Annotated in this window: 15 protein-coding genes; 5 read left to right on the forward strand and 10 right to left on the reverse strand. The window is 66.9% G+C overall.

What is annotated here, in order from left to right:
* Positions 1–4: 4 nt before the first annotated feature.
* A complete protein-coding gene (locus NWF22_RS13685) occupies positions 5–721 on the reverse strand; it encodes a phosphatidylserine decarboxylase (RefSeq protein ID WP_160904194.1) in 717 nt (238 codons plus the stop codon).
* Positions 722–830: 109 nt separating this feature from the next.
* On the reverse strand, positions 831–2,045 hold the full coding sequence (gene moeA / locus NWF22_RS13690; RefSeq protein WP_160904069.1) for a molybdopterin molybdotransferase MoeA: 1,215 nt from the start codon (positions 2,043–2,045) through the stop codon (positions 831–833).
* 69 nt (positions 2,046–2,114) lie between these two features.
* Between moeA and NWF22_RS13695 the strand changes: the two genes are divergently transcribed.
* A complete protein-coding gene (locus tag NWF22_RS13695) occupies positions 2,115–2,915 on the forward strand; it encodes an HAD-IIA family hydrolase (protein ID WP_160904070.1) in 801 nt (266 codons plus the stop codon).
* 71 nt (positions 2,916–2,986) lie between these two features.
* Here the strand turns inward: NWF22_RS13695 and NWF22_RS13700 are convergent, their stop codons facing one another.
* From NWF22_RS13700 to NWF22_RS13715, 4 genes are all read right to left on the reverse strand, one after another.
* On the reverse strand, positions 2,987–3,460 hold the full coding sequence (locus NWF22_RS13700; RefSeq protein WP_160904071.1) for an SRPBCC family protein: 474 nt from the start codon (positions 3,458–3,460) through the stop codon (positions 2,987–2,989).
* Between the two features lie 230 nt (positions 3,461–3,690).
* Positions 3,691–4,119: a DUF350 domain-containing protein gene (locus NWF22_RS13705; protein WP_160904072.1), complete on the reverse strand. Its 429-nt coding sequence runs from the start codon at positions 4,117–4,119 to the stop codon at positions 3,691–3,693.
* Between the two features lie 121 nt (positions 4,120–4,240).
* On the reverse strand, positions 4,241–5,353 hold the full coding sequence (locus tag NWF22_RS13710; RefSeq protein WP_160904073.1) for an acyl-CoA dehydrogenase family protein: 1,113 nt from the start codon (positions 5,351–5,353) through the stop codon (positions 4,241–4,243).
* A gap of 53 nt (positions 5,354–5,406) precedes the next feature.
* Positions 5,407–6,603 carry an acyl-CoA dehydrogenase family protein gene (locus tag NWF22_RS13715; RefSeq protein WP_160904074.1) on the reverse strand — a complete coding sequence of 399 codons (1,197 nt, stop codon included), beginning with the start codon at positions 6,601–6,603 and terminating at the stop codon, positions 5,407–5,409.
* Between the two features lie 171 nt (positions 6,604–6,774).
* Between NWF22_RS13715 and NWF22_RS13720 the strand changes: the two genes are divergently transcribed.
* Entirely contained in the window at positions 6,775–7,374 is a 600-nt protein-coding gene (locus NWF22_RS13720; RefSeq protein ID WP_258321142.1) for a TetR/AcrR family transcriptional regulator, read from the forward strand.
* Positions 7,375–7,413: 39 nt separating this feature from the next.
* Here NWF22_RS13720 and NWF22_RS13725 read toward each other — a convergent pair whose 3' ends face one another.
* A complete protein-coding gene (locus NWF22_RS13725) occupies positions 7,414–8,670 on the reverse strand; it encodes an MFS transporter (protein WP_160904076.1) in 1,257 nt (418 codons plus the stop codon).
* A gap of 87 nt (positions 8,671–8,757) precedes the next feature.
* On the opposite strand from NWF22_RS13725, the gene NWF22_RS13730 reads away from it, so the two are divergent.
* Positions 8,758–9,372, forward strand: coding sequence for a TetR/AcrR family transcriptional regulator (locus NWF22_RS13730; RefSeq protein WP_160904077.1), 615 nt, complete (start codon positions 8,758–8,760; stop codon positions 9,370–9,372).
* Positions 9,373–9,382: 10 nt separating this feature from the next.
* Positions 9,383–10,795, forward strand: coding sequence for an amidase (locus NWF22_RS13735; RefSeq protein ID WP_160904078.1), 1,413 nt, complete (start codon positions 9,383–9,385; stop codon positions 10,793–10,795).
* Positions 10,796–10,893: 98 nt separating this feature from the next.
* Here NWF22_RS13735 and NWF22_RS13740 read toward each other — a convergent pair whose 3' ends face one another.
* Entirely contained in the window at positions 10,894–12,741 is a 1,848-nt protein-coding gene (locus NWF22_RS13740; protein ID WP_160904079.1) for an outer membrane protein assembly factor BamB family protein, read from the reverse strand.
* Positions 12,742–12,933: 192 nt separating this feature from the next.
* Between NWF22_RS13740 and NWF22_RS13745 the strand changes: the two genes are divergently transcribed.
* Entirely contained in the window at positions 12,934–14,670 is a 1,737-nt protein-coding gene (locus NWF22_RS13745) for a PQQ-binding-like beta-propeller repeat protein (protein WP_160904080.1), read from the forward strand.
* 85 nt (positions 14,671–14,755) lie between these two features.
* Here NWF22_RS13745 and NWF22_RS13750 read toward each other — a convergent pair whose 3' ends face one another.
* Together NWF22_RS13750 and NWF22_RS13755 are read right to left on the reverse strand one after the other, a co-directional pair.
* Entirely contained in the window at positions 14,756–16,396 is a 1,641-nt protein-coding gene (locus NWF22_RS13750) for a monocarboxylic acid transporter (protein WP_160904081.1), read from the reverse strand.
* Positions 16,393–16,752: a DUF485 domain-containing protein gene (locus NWF22_RS13755; protein ID WP_160904082.1), complete on the reverse strand. Its 360-nt coding sequence runs from the start codon at positions 16,750–16,752 to the stop codon at positions 16,393–16,395. The genes NWF22_RS13750 and NWF22_RS13755 overlap by 4 nt, the downstream gene beginning before the upstream one ends.
* Positions 16,753–16,767: the final 15 nt, after the last annotated feature.

Consider the following 16,767-nt stretch of genomic DNA (forward strand, 5'->3'; position numbering starts at 1 on the left):
GCGATCAGCCGAGAGTCGCGAACAGGGTTTCGCCGCCCACCGCGCGCTGGCCCACCCGCACCTGCGGAACCGTGCCCGCGGGCAGATAGACGTCGACGCGGGAGCCGAACCGGATCAGGCCGTAGGTGTCGGCGATCGCCAGGTCGTCGCCGACGACGGGGTCGCACACGATGCGCCGCGCGACGAGACCGGCGATCTGCACGACGGCGACGTCGTACTCGGACTGACCGACGTGGCACCGAAGCGTCATCGTGGTCCGCTCGTTGACCGAACTCGCCTCGGGCAGATCGGCGGAGACGAAGGCGCCCGGGGTGTGGGTCACCGAGGTCACCCGGCCCGCGACCGGGACACGTTGCACGTGCACGTCGAAGATGGACAGGAACGTCGACACCCGGGGCAGCGGCTCGTCGCCGAGTCCGGACTCCGGCGGCGGTACCGCCTCGTCGACCAGTGAGATGGTGCCGTCGGCCGGGGCGACCACCGCTCCCGGATGAGTGGGCGGAACGCGGCGCGGGTGCCGGAAGAACAACGCGCAGGCCGCGGCGGTGAGTGCGGCGGGGCGTGCGATCCACGGATGCCGGCGACCCAGGAAGGCGACGGTGGCGGGTCCCACCACGAACGGGATACCTGCCGGATGCACCGGGGGAATGGTCTCCCGCGCGAGGTCGACGAGATGTCCTGCTCCGCTGCGCGTTCCGTTCGGCCGCGGGCGCCTGGCCACCATCAACCTCCTGCTAGTCGACTGGGCACGTGCGATCTCACGGCCCGCTCGCCCCAGCTTAGAGTGTCCGGCGTGGCCGGCAGTGTGACGGAGGTCAGCTCCGCACCATTCACAGTTCGATCACCTCGACCTGTGCGCCGGCTGTCACCGCGTCGACATCCTCGGGGATGTCGATCAGCGCGTTGGCCTGCGCCAGGTAGCGCAGGTGGTGGGAGGCGGGCGGGCCGATCGGGTCGACCACCTGGCCGTCGTCGGTGTGGCGGAGGACCCCGCGCAGGAATTGCCGCTTCCCGGCCGGTGACCGGACGTCGGAGCTGAGCTGGGCGGTCAAGGTGTGGCGGTCGTCGGGCAAACCCATCGCGGCGCGCAGTGGCGGCCGGATGAACACCTCGAAGGACACCAGTGAACTCACCGGATTGCCGGGCAGCGTGATGATCGGCACCCGTCGCCCGTCGGGTCCCGGGTAGCGGCCGCAGCCCTGCGGCATGCCGGGCTGCATCGCGACCTTCACGAACTCGACGTCGTCGCTGTCGGTGAGCGCGTCCTTGACGACCTCGAAGGCCCCGGCACTCACCCCACCCGAGGTGATGATGACGTCGGCCCAGCCGCTGATCTCGTCGAGGCGGGCGCGAAACGCCGCGACGTCGTCGGTCACATAGTGCAGATGGGTGGCCTCGGCGCCGGCCTCGGTGGCCGCGGCGGTCAGCATCGGCCCGTTGGACTCGTAGATCTGTCCGTGACTGAGCGGCTGCCCCGGGGTGACGAGCTCGGAGCCGGTCGAGAGCACCACCACACGGAGCCGCCGGGCGACGGCGACCTCGGTGAGCCCCAGCGCTGCCAACAGGCCCAGTTGCGGGGCGCCGAGGCGGGTACCCGCCGATATGGCGGGCTGACCGGCCTCGATGTCGGAGCCGGCGCGGCGAATGTGTTTTCCGCTCAGCACGGATGTTCGGATCGTGACCTCGTCGGTCCCGCCGTCGGTCAGCTCCACCGGCACCACCGCGTCGGCGCCGTCGGGCATCGGCGCTCCGGTCATGATGCGGTGTGCGGTCCCGGGGGTCAGGGTCAGGTGGTCGGTGCGGCCCGCCGGGATGTCCTCGGCGACCGGCAATCTCACCGGAGATTGCGCTGTGGCAGAGGAGATCTCGTCGGCTCGAACGGCGTAACCGTCCATCGCCGAGTTGTCGAAACCGGGCAGTCCCGTCGGCGCGAGGATCTCGGTGGCCGTGACACCGCCGAGCGCGGTGCTCACCGGCACGGTGGCGGTGACGGGATCGCCGAAGAGGGCGGCGACAACGGACTGGTGGTCGGACACCGATCGCATGCGCTCAGCATGCCATCTCACATCCGTCGGCCGTGCAGGGTGCCGCCGACGGGACTAGATTCAGACAACATGGCGCTCGGGTTGCTGCTGGATATCGACGGGGTGATGGTCACCTCGTGGAAGGCGCTGCCGGGAGCGGTAGACGCAGTCGCCGAACTGTACGACCAGGGCTATCCGCGCATGTTCCTGACCAACACCACCTCGCGCTCGCGCGCCGAGATCGCCGAGTCACTCAACGAGTGTGGCTTCGATGTGGCGCCCGCGGAGATCCTGACCGCCGCCAAGCTCACCGCCGAATTCCTGACCGCGAATCATCCAGGCAAGCGGGTGTGGGTGCTCAACGAGGGGCCCATCGCCGAGGACATGGCCGGGGTGCAACTCACCGACGATCCGTCGTCGGCGGATGTGGTGGTGCTCGGCGGTGCAGGCCCGGTCTTCGATCACCGGTCGCTGTCGCAGGTCCTGGAGCGGATGATTTCCGGCGTTCCGGTGGTGGCGATGCATCGGTCGATGACGTGGTCGACCGAAGCCGGCCTCAGCATCGACACCGGTGTCTACCTCGAAGGTCTGGAGAAGGCCGCCGGCCGCAAGATCAAGGCGATCGGAAAACCGTCGCCGCTCGGCTTCCGCACCGCGGTCGATCTGATGCAACTCGAGCCGACTCAGGTGATCATGGTCGGCGACGACATGCACAGCGACGTCCTCGGCGCGCAGGCGGCCGCCCTCATCGGTGTGCTGGTGCGCACCGGCAAATTCCGCGAAGAGGCGCTGCGCGCGCTGCAACGCGACGAGTTCGGCCCCATCCCCGACCACGTGATCGATTCGGTGGCCGATCTCCCCGCCCTGGTGCACAAGCTGGCCGAGCAGTAGCCGTGGTCGAGTAGCCGTCGAGCGGCTACTCGACCACCGGGCAGGGCGCCAGGTGGCGACCAATGAGGGCGTCAGGCAGCGCGCGCGGCGGACGCCTCGGCGGCCCGCTTGATCTTGCCCAGCGTCTCGGCCATACCGAGTTTGAGCTCTTCCTCGAAGCTGCTTGCGCCGCCCAACAGTTTGTCCACGAAGAACGACGAGACCTTGGTGGTGCCGTCGCCGACCTCACGCTTCTCGATCACCTTCACACCGGTGTCCGACGGTTCGATGGTGTAACTCCACACCGTCCGGTTCTCGGCGACGCGGAAGGCGATCTCCTTGTTCGGCGCGAACCGGACGACCTTGGACGTCGTCGGCCACACGAGCGGACCGCGGCGATTGATGTTGATGGTCTTGGTGCCCAGGGCGACCTCGCCACCGCGGATGATCATCTTCTTGCACTGCGGGCTCCACTCGCCCATGCGCTCGAGGTCGGAGATCACCGCCCACACGTCCTCTGCGGAGGCGTTGATGACGATGGATTCCTCGATCAGGGGCGCGGCCATGCTGTTTCTCCTCGGTGAGTGGCTATGCGATTGCCACGAGACTAAGAGCTTGTTGTCTGGTGGTCAATAGTCAATTGTCTGCGAGTCAATAGTGGGTGGATCGCTTCTGCGGGGCTGCGGATGTCCGCGAGCATCACGGCTGCGTGCCGTCGGCTGGATAGTCCATCCGAGCGCGCTCAGCGGTGATGCCGGCGGATACCCTAGACCGGATTCGGCGCGGACGAGCGGTACTACAAGCCGATGGCGGCGCCGATGACCGCGCCGATCCCGATGAACACGGCACCACAGATCCACCCGGCGGGATGTCCGTCGTCCTCGAGGAGCAGCGTGCCCAGCTTGCCGGGTGTCAGCCAGTCGATGAGCACGAACGACCACATCATCACCGCGATCGCGAGGATCACGTAGATGGTGGTGTAAAGGACGCCGCGCCACAGTTCCACTGCGATCGAGTCGCGGGCCCCGGCCACCAGAACGATGGACAGCCCGACGACCTGAGCGGTCGCCAGCATCACCGCGTTGCGGTTGTGGTCGAGCCAGATCAGATTGCGCAACCGGCCCGGGGTCACGAGGTCCAGCGCCACGAAACCCACGACCAGCAACACGATTCCCGCCATGCTGTAGGCCGCGGCGTCGCCCAGATTGTCGCGCAGTTGGTCCATGGGAGAAACAGTAGCGATCCGGGATCGGACGCGGCGGCCTAGAACGCACAGGCCCCCGCCGTTCGTTCCGGATTACAACCGGAAACGCCGGCAGGGGCCTGCGCGGTGAGTCCGAAACGACTCAGCCGACCATCACCATCTCGTGGTCGCCGACCGAGCGCGCCAGCACCGACACATGATCGGCGGCGTCACCAAGGGTGTGCGAGATCGCGGTGAGCCGGCTCAGGTAGTGGCCGACGGGGTACTCGGCGGTCATGCCGATACCGCCGTGCATCTGCACCGCCTCCTGGCCGATGGCCCGGCCCGAGCGGCAGATCTGCAGCTTCGCCCGCGATGCGATGGTCGGATCGCAGACACCGTCGGCCAGCGCGGTGGTGGCGTAAAGGCTCATGCTGCGTGCCAGCTCGAGTTGGGTGTACATGTCCGCGGCGCGCTGGGTGAGCGTCTGGAAGTGCGACAGCGTGACACCGAACTGCTTGCGGGTCTTCAGGTAGTCGACGGTCATGTCCAGGGCCTTCTCCATCGCGCCGACGGCCTCGGCGCACAGGGCGGTCTGGATACCGACCTCGGCGTCGGAGATGACCTGGGTGGCGTCGCCGCTACCCAGACGGACTGCGGCGGCATCGGAGAACTCGATCTGCGCGCCCCGACGACGGTCGTGCGTGCGGTACGAGGTGCGGGTGACGCCCTCGGCGTCCGCGTCGACCAGGAACAGGCCGACACCGTCGTCGGTGCGCGCCGAGACGACCAGCTTGTCGGCGCAATCGCCGTGTCCGACGAGGACTTTGGTGCCATTGAGCTTGCCGTCGGTGGCGGTGGTGGCCACCTTCGCGCCCGGCCAGCGGTCGCCTGCCTCGAGGTGGGCGAATGCCATCAGGAGTTCACCGGAGGCCAGCCCGCCGAGCAGCTCGGCGCGGGTCTCGTCGTCGGCGGTTGCGGCGACCAGCGACCCCGGAACGAGGACGGCGTCGAGGTAGGGCTCAGGTGCCAGGGCGCGACCGATCTCGGTCATGACGCTGGTGAACTCCACTGGGCCGGCGCCCATGCCGCCGTCGTCCTCGGGAAAGGTCAGGCCGAGGATGCCGATGTCGGCCAACGACTTCCACACCCCCTTGTCCCAGCCGAGTTCGGTGTCGGTGACCTTGCGCAGCGTCTCGACGTCGTATTTGCGGGTCAGTACTTCGCGCACGGTGTCGCGCAGCATCGTTTGTTCGTCGGAAAGTTCGAAATCCATGACAGGTTCCCAGGTTCTCGTGAGTCGTGAAAGGTATTGAGGCGGCGCTTGGCTCAGAGACCCAGCACGGCCTTGTCGATGATCTGGCGCTGAACCTCCGACGATCCGCCGTAGATGCTGACCTTGCGGTAGTTGAGGTACGTCGGCGCGGACAACTGTGCCCATTCGGGCGACGCGACGTCGGCGGTGCCGTTGGCGGCGGACGCATCGAGCCCGGCGACCGGCAGCGAGTCGGCGCCGGCGATGTCGGCGAGCAACTCCATGGCCTCCTGCTGCAGTTGGCTGCCCCGCAGCTTCAGCAGCGACGACGCCGGGTTGGGCTTGCCGTCCGCCGACGACGCGGCCACGCGCAACTGGGTCATCTCCAGGGCGAGGAGGTCGTTCTCCAACTCGGCCAGCCGGGCTGCGAACAGCGGGTCCTCCAGCAGGGTGCCGCCGGACGCCGTGGTGATCTCCCGCGCAAGTTCCTTCGCCTTGGCGAGCTTGGTCTTGGTGTAGCCGACGCGCGCAATGCCGCTGCGTTCGTTGCCGAGCAGGAACTTGGCCTGCGTCCAGCCCTCGTTCTCCTTGCCGACGAGATTCTCGACCGGCACACGGACATCGTTGAAGAAGACCTCGTTGACCTCGAAGCTGCCATCGATCAACTGAATCGGCCGCAGTTCCACGCCGGGGGTGTCCATCGGGAACAGCAGCATGCTGATGCCGGCCTGCTTCTTGGCATCCGGATCGGTGCGCACCAGGCAGAAGATCCAGTCGGCGAACTGGCCGAGGGTTGTCCACGTCTTCTGGCCGTTGACGATGTAGTGGTCGCCATCGCGCACCGCGCGGGTCTTGAGCGAGGCGAGGTCCGAGCCGGCCTCGGGCTCGGAGAAGCCCTGGCACCACCAGATGTCGAGGTTGGCGGTCTTGGCCAGGAAACGTTCCTTCATCTCCGGCGAACCGAACTGCGCGATGACCGGACCGATCATGCCGACGTTGAACGGCAGCAGGTCCGGGACGTGCATCAGGCTCATCTCCTCGCGGTAGATGTGGCTCTGGATGGGAGTCCAGTCGCGGCCACCGGCCTCGACCGGCCAGCCCGGCGTCGCGACCCCGTGTTCGTTGAGGATGCGGGTGGTGGTGACCAGGTCGTCGGGGTAGTTCAGCTTGCCCGCTTCCGACCGGCGCCGCAGATCCTCGGGAACCTTCGCGAAGATCGCCCGCAACTCATCGCGGAATGCCTCTTCTTCGGGACTGAATGTCAGCTGCATGAGTTCTGTCTTACTCCTGGTCAGGGGATGTGGGGTGCAGACGCGGAACTCGGCACGACCGGTTGTCTCGTCCGCTGACTAAGCGCTTGCTTAGTGATACTCTCAACTATGCCGCGCCGAGCGGCCGCTGTCAATGTCCACGGAAGTCCCACGGAAACGGAGGTCGGTCACGTGTCAGTCGTGGAACCGCCGTCCCGTGCCGTCGCGGCGCGCTCCCGGTTGCTGCGCGCCGCGGTCGAGGCGTTCGCGGCCAAGGGCTTCGCGGCCACCACCACCCGCGACATCGCGACCGGTGCACAGATGAGTCCGGCGGCGGTGTATGTGCACTTCCGGTCCAAGGAGGAGGTGCTCTACTCGCTCTCCGATACCGGGCACCGGGCGTTCCTGGAGTTGATCGACGACGCCGACGACTCTGCGCAGCCGCCCATCGCAAGGCTGCGTGCGGTGATCGGTGCGCTGGCGGCCCACCACGCCCGTGATCACGTGTGGTCGAGGGTCGTCAACTACGAGCTGGACTCGTTGTCGGCGGAGCATCGCGACGCCATCGTCGTCATGCGCAAAGAGGTCGCCCGGCGTGTCGGCGTGATCGTCGACGCGGGCATCGCGGGTGGAGTGTTCCACGTCGACGACCCGCCGGCGACGACCAATCTGCTGCTGTCGATGGGGGTCGACGTCGCGCGCTGGTACCGGGAGTCCGGCGCGATGACGCCCGAGCAGATCGGGAACTTCCAGGCGGACATGGCAGAACGGATCGTCGGTGCGGCGGGCTGACGAGTCATCGACGTGATGTCGCTGCCGGGTGTCGGCGTGTCAGCCGCGCGCTGAGACCGCGCCGTCGGACTCCATCGCGGACGTCGCCGACGAGTGGTCGCTCGTCGGCACACGGCGGCGGGCGCGGGCGGTCACGAGCGCACCGACCACCGCCAACGCCAGGACATAGGCCACATAACCGATCACCGTCTCCTGCAGGCCGATGTGTGACACCACGAGTCCGGCCACCACGGCGGGCAGACTGAAGGCCAGGTAGCTGGCGACGAACACCGACGAGAAGACCTGTCCGCGTTGCTGCGCGGGGGTTGCCGCGATGATGCTGTCGAGGGCGCCGAGGAAGGTGGCGGCGAAACCGGAGCCGGCCACCACCGAGCCGACGATGTAGAGCGGAAGCGTTTCCGTCAGCACTCCGGCCAGCGAGATGACGGCTCCGCCGACCAGCGCCGGGTAGCCGAAGGCGAGTTTGGTCGAGGCCGGCCGTCCGGTGATCAGCAGGGACGTCACCGCTGCGGAGGCGAAGAAGACGAACAGCAGCGCCCCGGCCTCGGCGTGGTTGTCGACCCCGAAGACGCGGGCGACCACCGACGACCCGAGCGACAGATACAGCCCGCCCAGCGACCACGTGGCCACCAGGGCGGGCACTGCCGCGAGGAACGCGCCGCGCACGGCAGGAGGCAGATGTACCTGCGGGGCAAGCGTGGTGATGAGATGACGGCGCGAGGTGAAACCGACTCGTTCGGAGGTCTCGGGCACCACGAGCAGCGCCACGAGCAGCGCCGCGAACAGTCCCAGGATCACCTCGTAGATGAGGAAGCGGGGCGCGGGAGCGTACTCGACGAGTAGTCCGGCGACCGCGACGCCACCCGCGAGTCCGATGGCCGGTGCGGCGCCGGTGATGGCCGACCCCAGCCGCGGTGTCGGCTGCATGTCGACAACCGTCGCGGTGAGCGTCCCCATCGCGGCGCCGGTCGCGAGGCCCTGCAGGGCGCGCGCCGCCATGAGCACGCCGACGTCCTCGGCCGACACGAACAGCACCATGCTCGCGATCAGGAGTACGAGGGCCACCGCGAGCACCGGTCGCCGGCCGATGTGGTCGGAGAGCGACCCGACGGTCAGCAGGCTGACCAGCATCGTCACCACGTAGATGGCGAACACGGCGGTCAGGGTGAACGCCGAGAACCCCCACAGTTCCTGATAGACGGGGTAGAGCGGCGAGGGTGCCGCGGAGGAGAAGAGGACCATGACGAAGGTCGCCGTCACCACCCAGAATGCGCGGTGCGGGTGCAGTCGAGTCATCGCATCTCCTAAAGCAACGCCATTTGCGTTAGATTCAACGTAGCCAGCGTCCTGCGCTAAAGCAACTCGGTTTGCAATAATGGCTTCATGACTGGTTCCAACACCGCCCGGCGCTCGACGTCGACCGCTGCTGAGCGGGCCCGTCGACCAGGTGGACGCAGTGCCCGCGTGCAGTCGGCGGTCTACGCTGCCGTCGGACAGCTCGTCGGGGCCGGCAAACGCGAGACCATGACCATCCCCGAGGTGGCCGAGACCGCCGGTGTGAACCCGACCAGCATCTATCGACGATGGGGGTCCATCGAGACATTGCTCGGTGAGGTCGCCGTCGCCGCGCTGACCCAGGGCGAGCCGTTGCCCGACGCCGGCGTGCTCGACGACGACCTCGCGGAATGGTCGCGGATCATCTCCGCCGACATCGGTCGACCGAAACGGCGTGCCTACCTGCGGGCCATGGTGTTCGCGCGCAACGACGTCGTCGAAGAGTGCCCGTGCTGGGAGATCCGGCGCGATCAGGCCGAGCAGATGGTGGGCCGGGCGGCCCAGCGCGGCGAACCCGCGCCGTCGGTGCAGCAGATCCTCGATCATGTGATCGCGCCGCTGTATCACCACGCGGTGTTCGGTCTGGGGCTCGACGACACCTACGCCGAGACGCTGGCCGCCGATGTCATGCGCATGGCCGAATCGGGCGACACTTCGCGCTAGGGTCGGCGGCATGCGATGCGTGCATGCGTTCGGTGACGATGCTCTCGGCGATCGGGACGGGATGGGGGTGGCTGCCGCCATCGCCTGCGGGGAGATCTCGGCTTCGGAGGCGCTCGAAGCCGCACTGGGCCGGATCGACAAGGTCAACCCGCACCTGAACGCGATCGCCGTGGACGACCGCGAGCGTGCCCGTGACCGGGCTCTCGACAGCGAGTTTCCCGCCGGGTCGTTCACCGGGGTGCCATCGATCATCAAGAACAACACGCTGTTCGAAGGTTTGCCCGTGGGCAACGGATCGGCCGCGATGCCCGACCTGCCCGCGAAAGGCAACGAGCCGTTCACCGAACAATTCCTGTCCACCGGCGTCAACATCGTGGGGGCCTCGACGCTGCCGGCGTTCGGTCTCACCGCGACCACCGAGTTCGTCGACCGCGAACCCACCCGCAACCCGTGGGACACCGACTATTCCTCGGGGGCGTCATCGGGCGGGTCGGCCGCGCTCGTCGCGTCCGGGGCGCTTCCGATCGCGCACGGCAACGACGGCGGGGGCTCGATTCGTATTCCTGCTGCCGCATGCGGTTTGGTGGGTCTCAAGCCGAGTCGTGGTCGAGTCGCGCCGTCTCCGACCGGGCGGATCCTGCCGATCGACATCATCTCCAACGGCGTCCTGAGTCGAACCGTGCGCGACACCGCGTCCTTCGTCGACGATGCGGAGAAGTTCCGCGTACCAACGGGACTGCCGCGGGTCGGACTGGTAGAGGGGCCGGGCACCCGCCGGTTGCGCATCGGATTGATCACCGATTCCGTGACCGGTAGCCCGATCGACGCCGACACCGCGGCCGCGATGGCCGGTGCGGTGGAGTTGCTGACGTCACTCGGCCACCACGTGGAACCGACCCCTGTCCCGCTGGACGAGACCTTCGTCCGACAGTTCACCGACTACTGGTCGATGCTCGCCTTCACCATGGACCGCGCCGGAAAGCTCATGGTCGGCAAGGACTTCGACAAAGACGCCCTCGATCCGTTCACCCGGGGACTCGCGCGGCGTTACGCCCGCGCATTTTGGCGTACGCCGTCGACGATCATCGGGCTCAAGCGTGCGACGGCGAAGTTCCGCACCGTCTTCGACAGCTTCGACCTGCTGTTGTCGCCGACGTTGTCGCACACCGTCCCGCGGATCGGCCACCTCGACCCCGGTGCCGACTTCGACGTCGTCTTCGAACGGCTCGTGCACTATGTCGCGTACACTCCGGCGAACAACACGTCCGGAACGCCTGCGATGAGTCTGCCCTTGGGACAGACCTCTGATGGGCGGCCGCTGGGCATTCATCTCGGCGCCGACCTCGGGCGGGAGCGGCTGTTGCTGGAGCTGGCGTTCGAACTCGAAGCGGCGCAGCCGTTCGCGCGGATTCAGGGGAGCTGAGCCGGCCCCCTCAGTAGCGGAGGAGTGACCTGGCGAGACCTAGTGCGCGATCATCTCTCTCGGCTTCGACGTAGGTTGAATCCTGCGTCGAAGAAGGGTCAGTTCATTACAGTCATCGAGTCGGCGCACCACATGACCAGCGCGCCGGGCATCGTCCTCAGATCGCCGACGTTGTAGGGCGTGCAGGGGTCGAGCATCTGGGACACTTCTCCGTCTCGAGTGACTGTCCACAGCGAATAGTCCCAGCCCGAATCTTCTCGCGCGATCGCGTCCTCGGAGTCGGGCGGCGTCTGCGCCGCTACTCCCACCCACGCATCACCCAGCGCGGTCCAGGGCAGGGAGGTTCGCGCGGATTTCTCCGTGATCAGTCCGGTCGGAAGCGTGATCCGCGAATCGATGTCGAAGAGTGAGATCGATGTGGACGCAGAGGTATGGCGCGTCCGGATGACGATGGAACCGTCACCGACGAAGGATACCGAGGTATCCTTCGCGAAGCGATGGATCTCGCGACCAGTACCGACGTCGATCAGCGAGTAGGTGATGCTGTCACCCTCGGTCGGATCGGACATCGACACCAGCGCATGCGAGTCCCGGACTTGCTCGATGGAGATGACGGTGTCGTCGGGAAGCTGCACACCCAGAGACGATTTCCGGATCTCTGTCTGTACGTCACCCGTGGTGGCGTCCAGCACTGTGGCGATGTGGTCGGGATCCTCGGGGCACGCCGACATCACGACGCTGTCACTTGCAGCGAAGGCTTCGGTCTGACATTTCGGGAGCGGGCGAGTCCACAAGGTCTCGCCGGTCTGCGGTGAGAACGCGATCCAGCGCTCTCGCACTGATTCGGAAGTGTCCGTATCCGCCTCAGCGATGTGATGGCGGACGAGGATGACCTTGTCGGCGAGCAGATCGAACGGCTCTTGCGGGTCGACCGATGGATCGAGCCACGTCGTCCAGAGCCGCTCACCGGTGGTCGCATCGATGCCGATGAACGGTGAACCGGAGATGCCATCGCCATAGATCTTGGCCACAAGGACGCTGTCGGGGCCGGCGCCGGTGGACCAGAGTTCGGAGACGTCGGTGTCGCGCACGGCGAACCACCACAGTCGATCGCCGGTGGCTCCGTCGTATCCCTCTATCGTGTCGTATGACGTGACAGCGTCATCCGACGAGTGACCGACCACGGCGTATCCCGCACCGCCAATGGTGAATTGGCTCGGTGACTCCAGCGAATACGATCCCTGTCCGGGACGGTCCGGAATCGGTGGAATCGCAACGCCGGTAGCGGTTTCTCCGTCGTAGGGAGACGGTCGGTGGGTGGCCATACCGATGACGACACATCCGGCGACCACGAGCACCGAGATGATCGCCAATGCGTCGGGAACCGGCCTGCGAGTCGTCGTGGTCTCAGCCATCTTCTCGTAGAACGGTCGGTAGGCGCGCAAGGCCATGAACGCTACGGCAAGTACCGCGAGACACGCTGACCACCAGGCCACGGACGCCACCGACTGGACATTCCCCGACCCGGGGATCCGTTGTTCGTAGGCTGCCCCGTCCAAGGCGTCCTGCGTCTCGGGGCGCCTCCACAAGACGATTCCCACGACACCGACGATCGCGAGAGTGGGCGCCGTGAGCGCCACGAAGTGCCTGGGTGGAGCCTCGTCGGATCGATACGCCCCAGCGGCGAGGTAGACGACGACGAGTGTGCTGTCGATCGCCACCACCAGGGACGTCTGGCGGAGAACGGACATCGTGTCGACGAGATCGTTGACCACCTCGGGCGGTGTCCGGCGCAACCACGCCCACGCAAGGGCGACGATGGCGACGATGAGCAGACCGACGACGAGACCGACCCAGGCGCCTGGCTGGAGCCCAGGCAGGTCGCGCGGGGATTCGGCGGTCTCGTCGTCGGGAATTCCTCGTTCGTCCTGCGTGTCAACCGGCACCGAGCGAGCGTATATGTTGCCCCGCGCTGGTCATTCGCTCGAACGACACAGTCGGTAGGTGTGGCTCCGATGGGTCACCCTCAGGTCGGGAACGCTGCGACATGCCGTGCGTCAAGGGCCATCAAGACGGGGTCATTTCGGGGCGGCACGCTAGGTTGTTCGCACACTGACATCAAGCGGGGGTGAGGCGCGGTGCGGCGTCTGGTCTGGATCGGCGGTGCCATCGGCACCGCAGTCGGCGCAACAGTTCTGGCAGCTGCGGCTGTCGTGTTCCGTCGACCGGAGAATCGGATCGGCGGAGATCTCCACGCAGCGACCACGTACCTGGCCGTGTCGCTGGCTGGCGGTCTGGCGGTGGCGGTGTTCATCGTCTTCCTCGCCACGCTGATGTTGCGAGGTCGCCCCGTCGCGGTGGCGGCGGCCGCGCTGCTGGCGGGTGTCACGGTTGCCGCGGCGTTCGCCTTCCTCGGCAAACCTGCGCGGGCAGCTGCGTGGGTGATCTCGGGTCCGGGCGCGCACCCGGTCGTCACCATGTCCAGGATCACGTGGGTGCTCTTTGCCGTGGCGTCGCTGGTGCTGCTCGCCGTAGCCGTCTTCGTCGAACCCGGCGCCGCCATCGGACGGAGCGGCACTCGGACGGCGGCCGTCGTCGGCCTCGTCACCGCGATCGCCCTGGGCACTGCGGGTGTCGCGATGGCCACGGTGTCCCGAACCGCAATCGAGCCGACCGCATCGATCGCCATACCTGCGACGCCGACGATGGTCGGGGAACGCGAGGCGTATCGGCTCCGAAGCGAGATCCCCCAGTACGTCGTCCCCGCGGGTCCGGGATTCGTGACCGTCGACAGTGCCGCGGTGACCGCCTACGACGGCACCACCGGGGTGGGTCGCTGGCGGCTCCCGACCGACCGACTCCCGGACGGCTGTTACCCCGATGGAACGTGGTCGACCGGGACCGACGCCACCAGCGTCGTCATCGTCCACTGTGCCCGTGATGACGCGGACGGAGATCAGAGGGATGAGAAGCCCAGCTTCACCGGCTTGTCCGGATTCGACGCCATGACCGGCCGGCATCTCTGGACCAATGCCGACGGCTGGGGCGTACACGCACGGTCGGTATCGGACGGCGAAGGGGCGGTCGGGGTGTCGCGCGGCGACGGCGACGATGCGCAGATCGGTGCGCTCGACGTTCGGTCCGGACACCTGCGGTGGAGCCGGCCGGTGACCGACTGCGCGGACCTCTTCAATGCCACGACCGCGACACATTCGCTGGTGGTATTCGAAGTGTGTTCCGGTGGCAAGGATGTTCTCACCGTACTCTACGACCTCGAATCCGGTTCGTCGCGACAGATACCGATCCCGTTGCCGCAGTGGCGGAATGTCGATGCCAAGATCATGCTGGATGTCTTCTCAGTCGCGGGTTCCAACGTGACTGTCCTAGCCACCTTGGACCGCACCTGGCCCGAGGTTCCCCTGGCCACGATCGACACCTCCTCGGCGACGGCGAGGGTCGAGTGGGGCCAGGTCGACTGGCTGGACTTGGATCCGGAGAACGGACTCATCCAGGGTGACGTGGCGCAGACTCAAGCATTCCCCGGCAACGGGACAACCGAAGTGCTGATGACGGCATCTGGCGAACGTCGTCGGCTAAGCGGCCTCGACATCTACACGTCGTGGTCCAGCGCGGCACTGAATTCGTGGAGATTCGCTCTGGTGGGCGACAGGGTGGTGACCGCAACCGAGTTCGGCGACGGCAGCCCGTACTGGCTCGTCACGGTGAACCCGGACGGATCGTCGAGTCGGCGGCCGTCGCCGTGTGGTCGCGCTCCTGGCGGCGTCGCAGCGGTTCCCGGTGCGGTCCTGCTTGTCTGTCCCCTTTCCGCTGACGAAAAAGAGCGTCCGGGGACGGAGATCATCGCCCTGCAGTAAGTCGAACATGGTCGCTCCACGACTACGGTCCCGCTCCCTCGATCGAGGGAGCGGGACCGCAATGGTGAGCGACGTGGCGGGAAACCTAGTGCGCGACTGCCTTCTCCGCGCCCACACCGGTCAGCGAGCGGACCTCCATCTCGGCGTTGCGTTCCGGGATGCCGGTGTCCTTCGGCGTGGTCAGCGAGCCGACGATGCCGAGGATGAAGCCGACCGGGATCGAGATGATGCCCGGGTTGGACAGCGGGAACCAGGCGAAGTCGGCGCCGGGGATCATCGCGGTCTCCGAGCCGGACACGGCCGGGGAGAAGATGATCAGCACGATCGTCGTGCCGAGTCCGCCGTAGATGCTCCACAGCGCGCCGCGGGTGTTGAACCGCTTCCAGTACAGCGAGTAGACGATCGTCGGCAGGTTGGCCGCGGCCGCGATGGCAAAGGCCAGCGCCACCAGGAAGGCGATGTTCTGTCCGTTGGCGAGAATGCCGAGGATGATGCCCATGACACCGAGCACCACGACCGTGTAGCGCGACACCCGCACCTGGTCGTCCTCGCTGGCCCGCCCACGCTTTATGACGCTGCCGTAGATGTCGTGGGCGAACGAGGCCGAGGCGGTGATCGCCAGCCCGGCGACGACGGCGAGGATGGTTGCGAAGGCCACCGCGGAGATGATGCCGAGCAGCACCACACCACCGAGTTCGAAGGCGAGCAGCGGTGCGGCCGCGTTCTGTCCGCCGGCGGCGTCGAGGATCTTGTCCGGACCCACCAGGGCGGCCGCGCCGTAGCCCAGGACCAGGGTGAACAGGTAGAACGCGCCGATGAGCGAGATCGCCCAGACCACGGACTTACGAGCCTCCCGCGCCGTCGGGACCGTATAGAACCGCATGAGCACGTGGGGAAGTCCGGCGGTGCCGAGGACCAGCGCGATGGCCAGCGAGATGAAGTTGATCTGCGAGGTCAGCGACCCGCCGTACCGGGCGCCTGGCGCGAGAACATCACGGGCGGCGACCTTCTCGTCCGCGGACCCGGAGATGGCGTCCTGGGCGGAGCCGAGGATGCTCGACATGTTGAAGCCGAATTTGGCCAGCACGATGAAGGTCATGATCGCGGCACCCGCGATCAGCAGGATGGCCTTGATGATCTGCACCCAAGTGGTGCCCTTCATGCCGCCGATGAGCACGTAGACGATCATCAGGGCACCGACGATGGCGATGACGATCGACTGCCCGACGCGGCTCTCGATGTCGAGCAGCAGCGCGACCAGACCACCGGCACCGGCCATCTGGGCGAGCAGGTAGAACAGCGACACCATCAGGGTGGAGATCGCTGCGGCCAGACGGACCGGACGTTGCTTGAGGCGGAAGCTCAGCACGTCGGCCATGGTGAACTTGCCGGTGTTGCGAAGTAGTTCGGCAACCAACAACAGCGCGACCAACCAGGCGACCAGGAAGCCGATGGAGTAGAGGAAGCCGTCGTAGCCGTACACGGCAATCGCACCGGCGATGCCGAGGAAGCTGGCTGCCGACAGGTAGTCGCCGGCGATCGCGACGCCGTTCTGCGGCCCGGAGAAGCCGCGGCCGCCGGTGAAGAAGTCGGCGGCCGACTTGTTGTTCTTGCTCGCCCGGATCACCACGTACATGGTGACCGCGACGAACGCGACGAAGATCGAGATGTTGGCGACAGGGTTGCCGACGGATGCCGCCAGCACGGTGGTCTGCGTGGTGCTCATGCGTTGACCCCCTCTTCCATCTGCTCGCGGATCGCGGTGGCCCGCGGGTCGAGGTCACGGTTGGCGAAACGTACGTACAGACCGGTGATCACGAAGGTCGACACGAACTGCAGCAGTCCGAGGATCAGTCCGAGGTTGATATCGCCCCACACCTTGGTGGCCATGAAGTCGGTGGCGAACGCTCCGAGCAGTACGTACACCGCGTACCAGACCAGGAAGAACGCGGTCAGCGGGAAGACGAACCGCCGCAACCGCTGCTTGAGGTCCTGGAACTGCGGGCTGGCTTGTACCTCCAGCCATTCTTCGCCTGTCGGCGAGTGCGATGCCGCGCCGGGCGGCTGTTCGATCGTGGACACGCCTACCTCCTGAAA

The organism is Gordonia mangrovi (genome assembly GCF_024734075.1).
Classification (GTDB): domain Bacteria; phylum Actinomycetota; class Actinomycetes; order Mycobacteriales; family Mycobacteriaceae; genus Gordonia; species Gordonia mangrovi.

Excerpts from the sequence above, each read along its gene's own strand:
- NWF22_RS13705 (WP_160904072.1), bottom strand. The coding sequence starts at position 4,119 with ATGGACCAACTGCGCGACAATCTGGGCGACGCCGCGGCCTACAGCATG.
- NWF22_RS13715 (WP_160904074.1), bottom strand. The coding sequence starts at position 6,603 with ATGCAGCTGACATTCAGTCCCGAAGAAGAGGCATTCCGCGATGAGTTG.
- NWF22_RS13750 (WP_160904081.1), bottom strand. The coding sequence starts at position 16,396 with ATGAGCACCACGCAGACCACCGTGCTGGCGGCATCCGTCGGCAACCCT.
- NWF22_RS13710 (WP_160904073.1), bottom strand. The coding sequence starts at position 5,353 with ATGGATTTCGAACTTTCCGACGAACAAACGATGCTGCGCGACACCGTG.
- NWF22_RS13730 (WP_160904077.1), top strand. The coding sequence starts at position 8,758 with ATGACTGGTTCCAACACCGCCCGGCGCTCGACGTCGACCGCTGCTGAG.
- moeA (WP_160904069.1), bottom strand. The coding sequence starts at position 2,045 with ATGCGATCGGTGTCCGACCACCAGTCCGTTGTCGCCGCCCTCTTCGGC.
- NWF22_RS13735 (WP_160904078.1), top strand. The coding sequence starts at position 9,383 with ATGCGATGCGTGCATGCGTTCGGTGACGATGCTCTCGGCGATCGGGAC.
- NWF22_RS13695 (WP_160904070.1), top strand. The coding sequence starts at position 2,115 with ATGGCGCTCGGGTTGCTGCTGGATATCGACGGGGTGATGGTCACCTCG.
- NWF22_RS13700 (WP_160904071.1), bottom strand. The coding sequence starts at position 3,460 with ATGGCCGCGCCCCTGATCGAGGAATCCATCGTCATCAACGCCTCCGCA.
- NWF22_RS13725 (WP_160904076.1), bottom strand. The coding sequence starts at position 8,670 with ATGACTCGACTGCACCCGCACCGCGCATTCTGGGTGGTGACGGCGACC.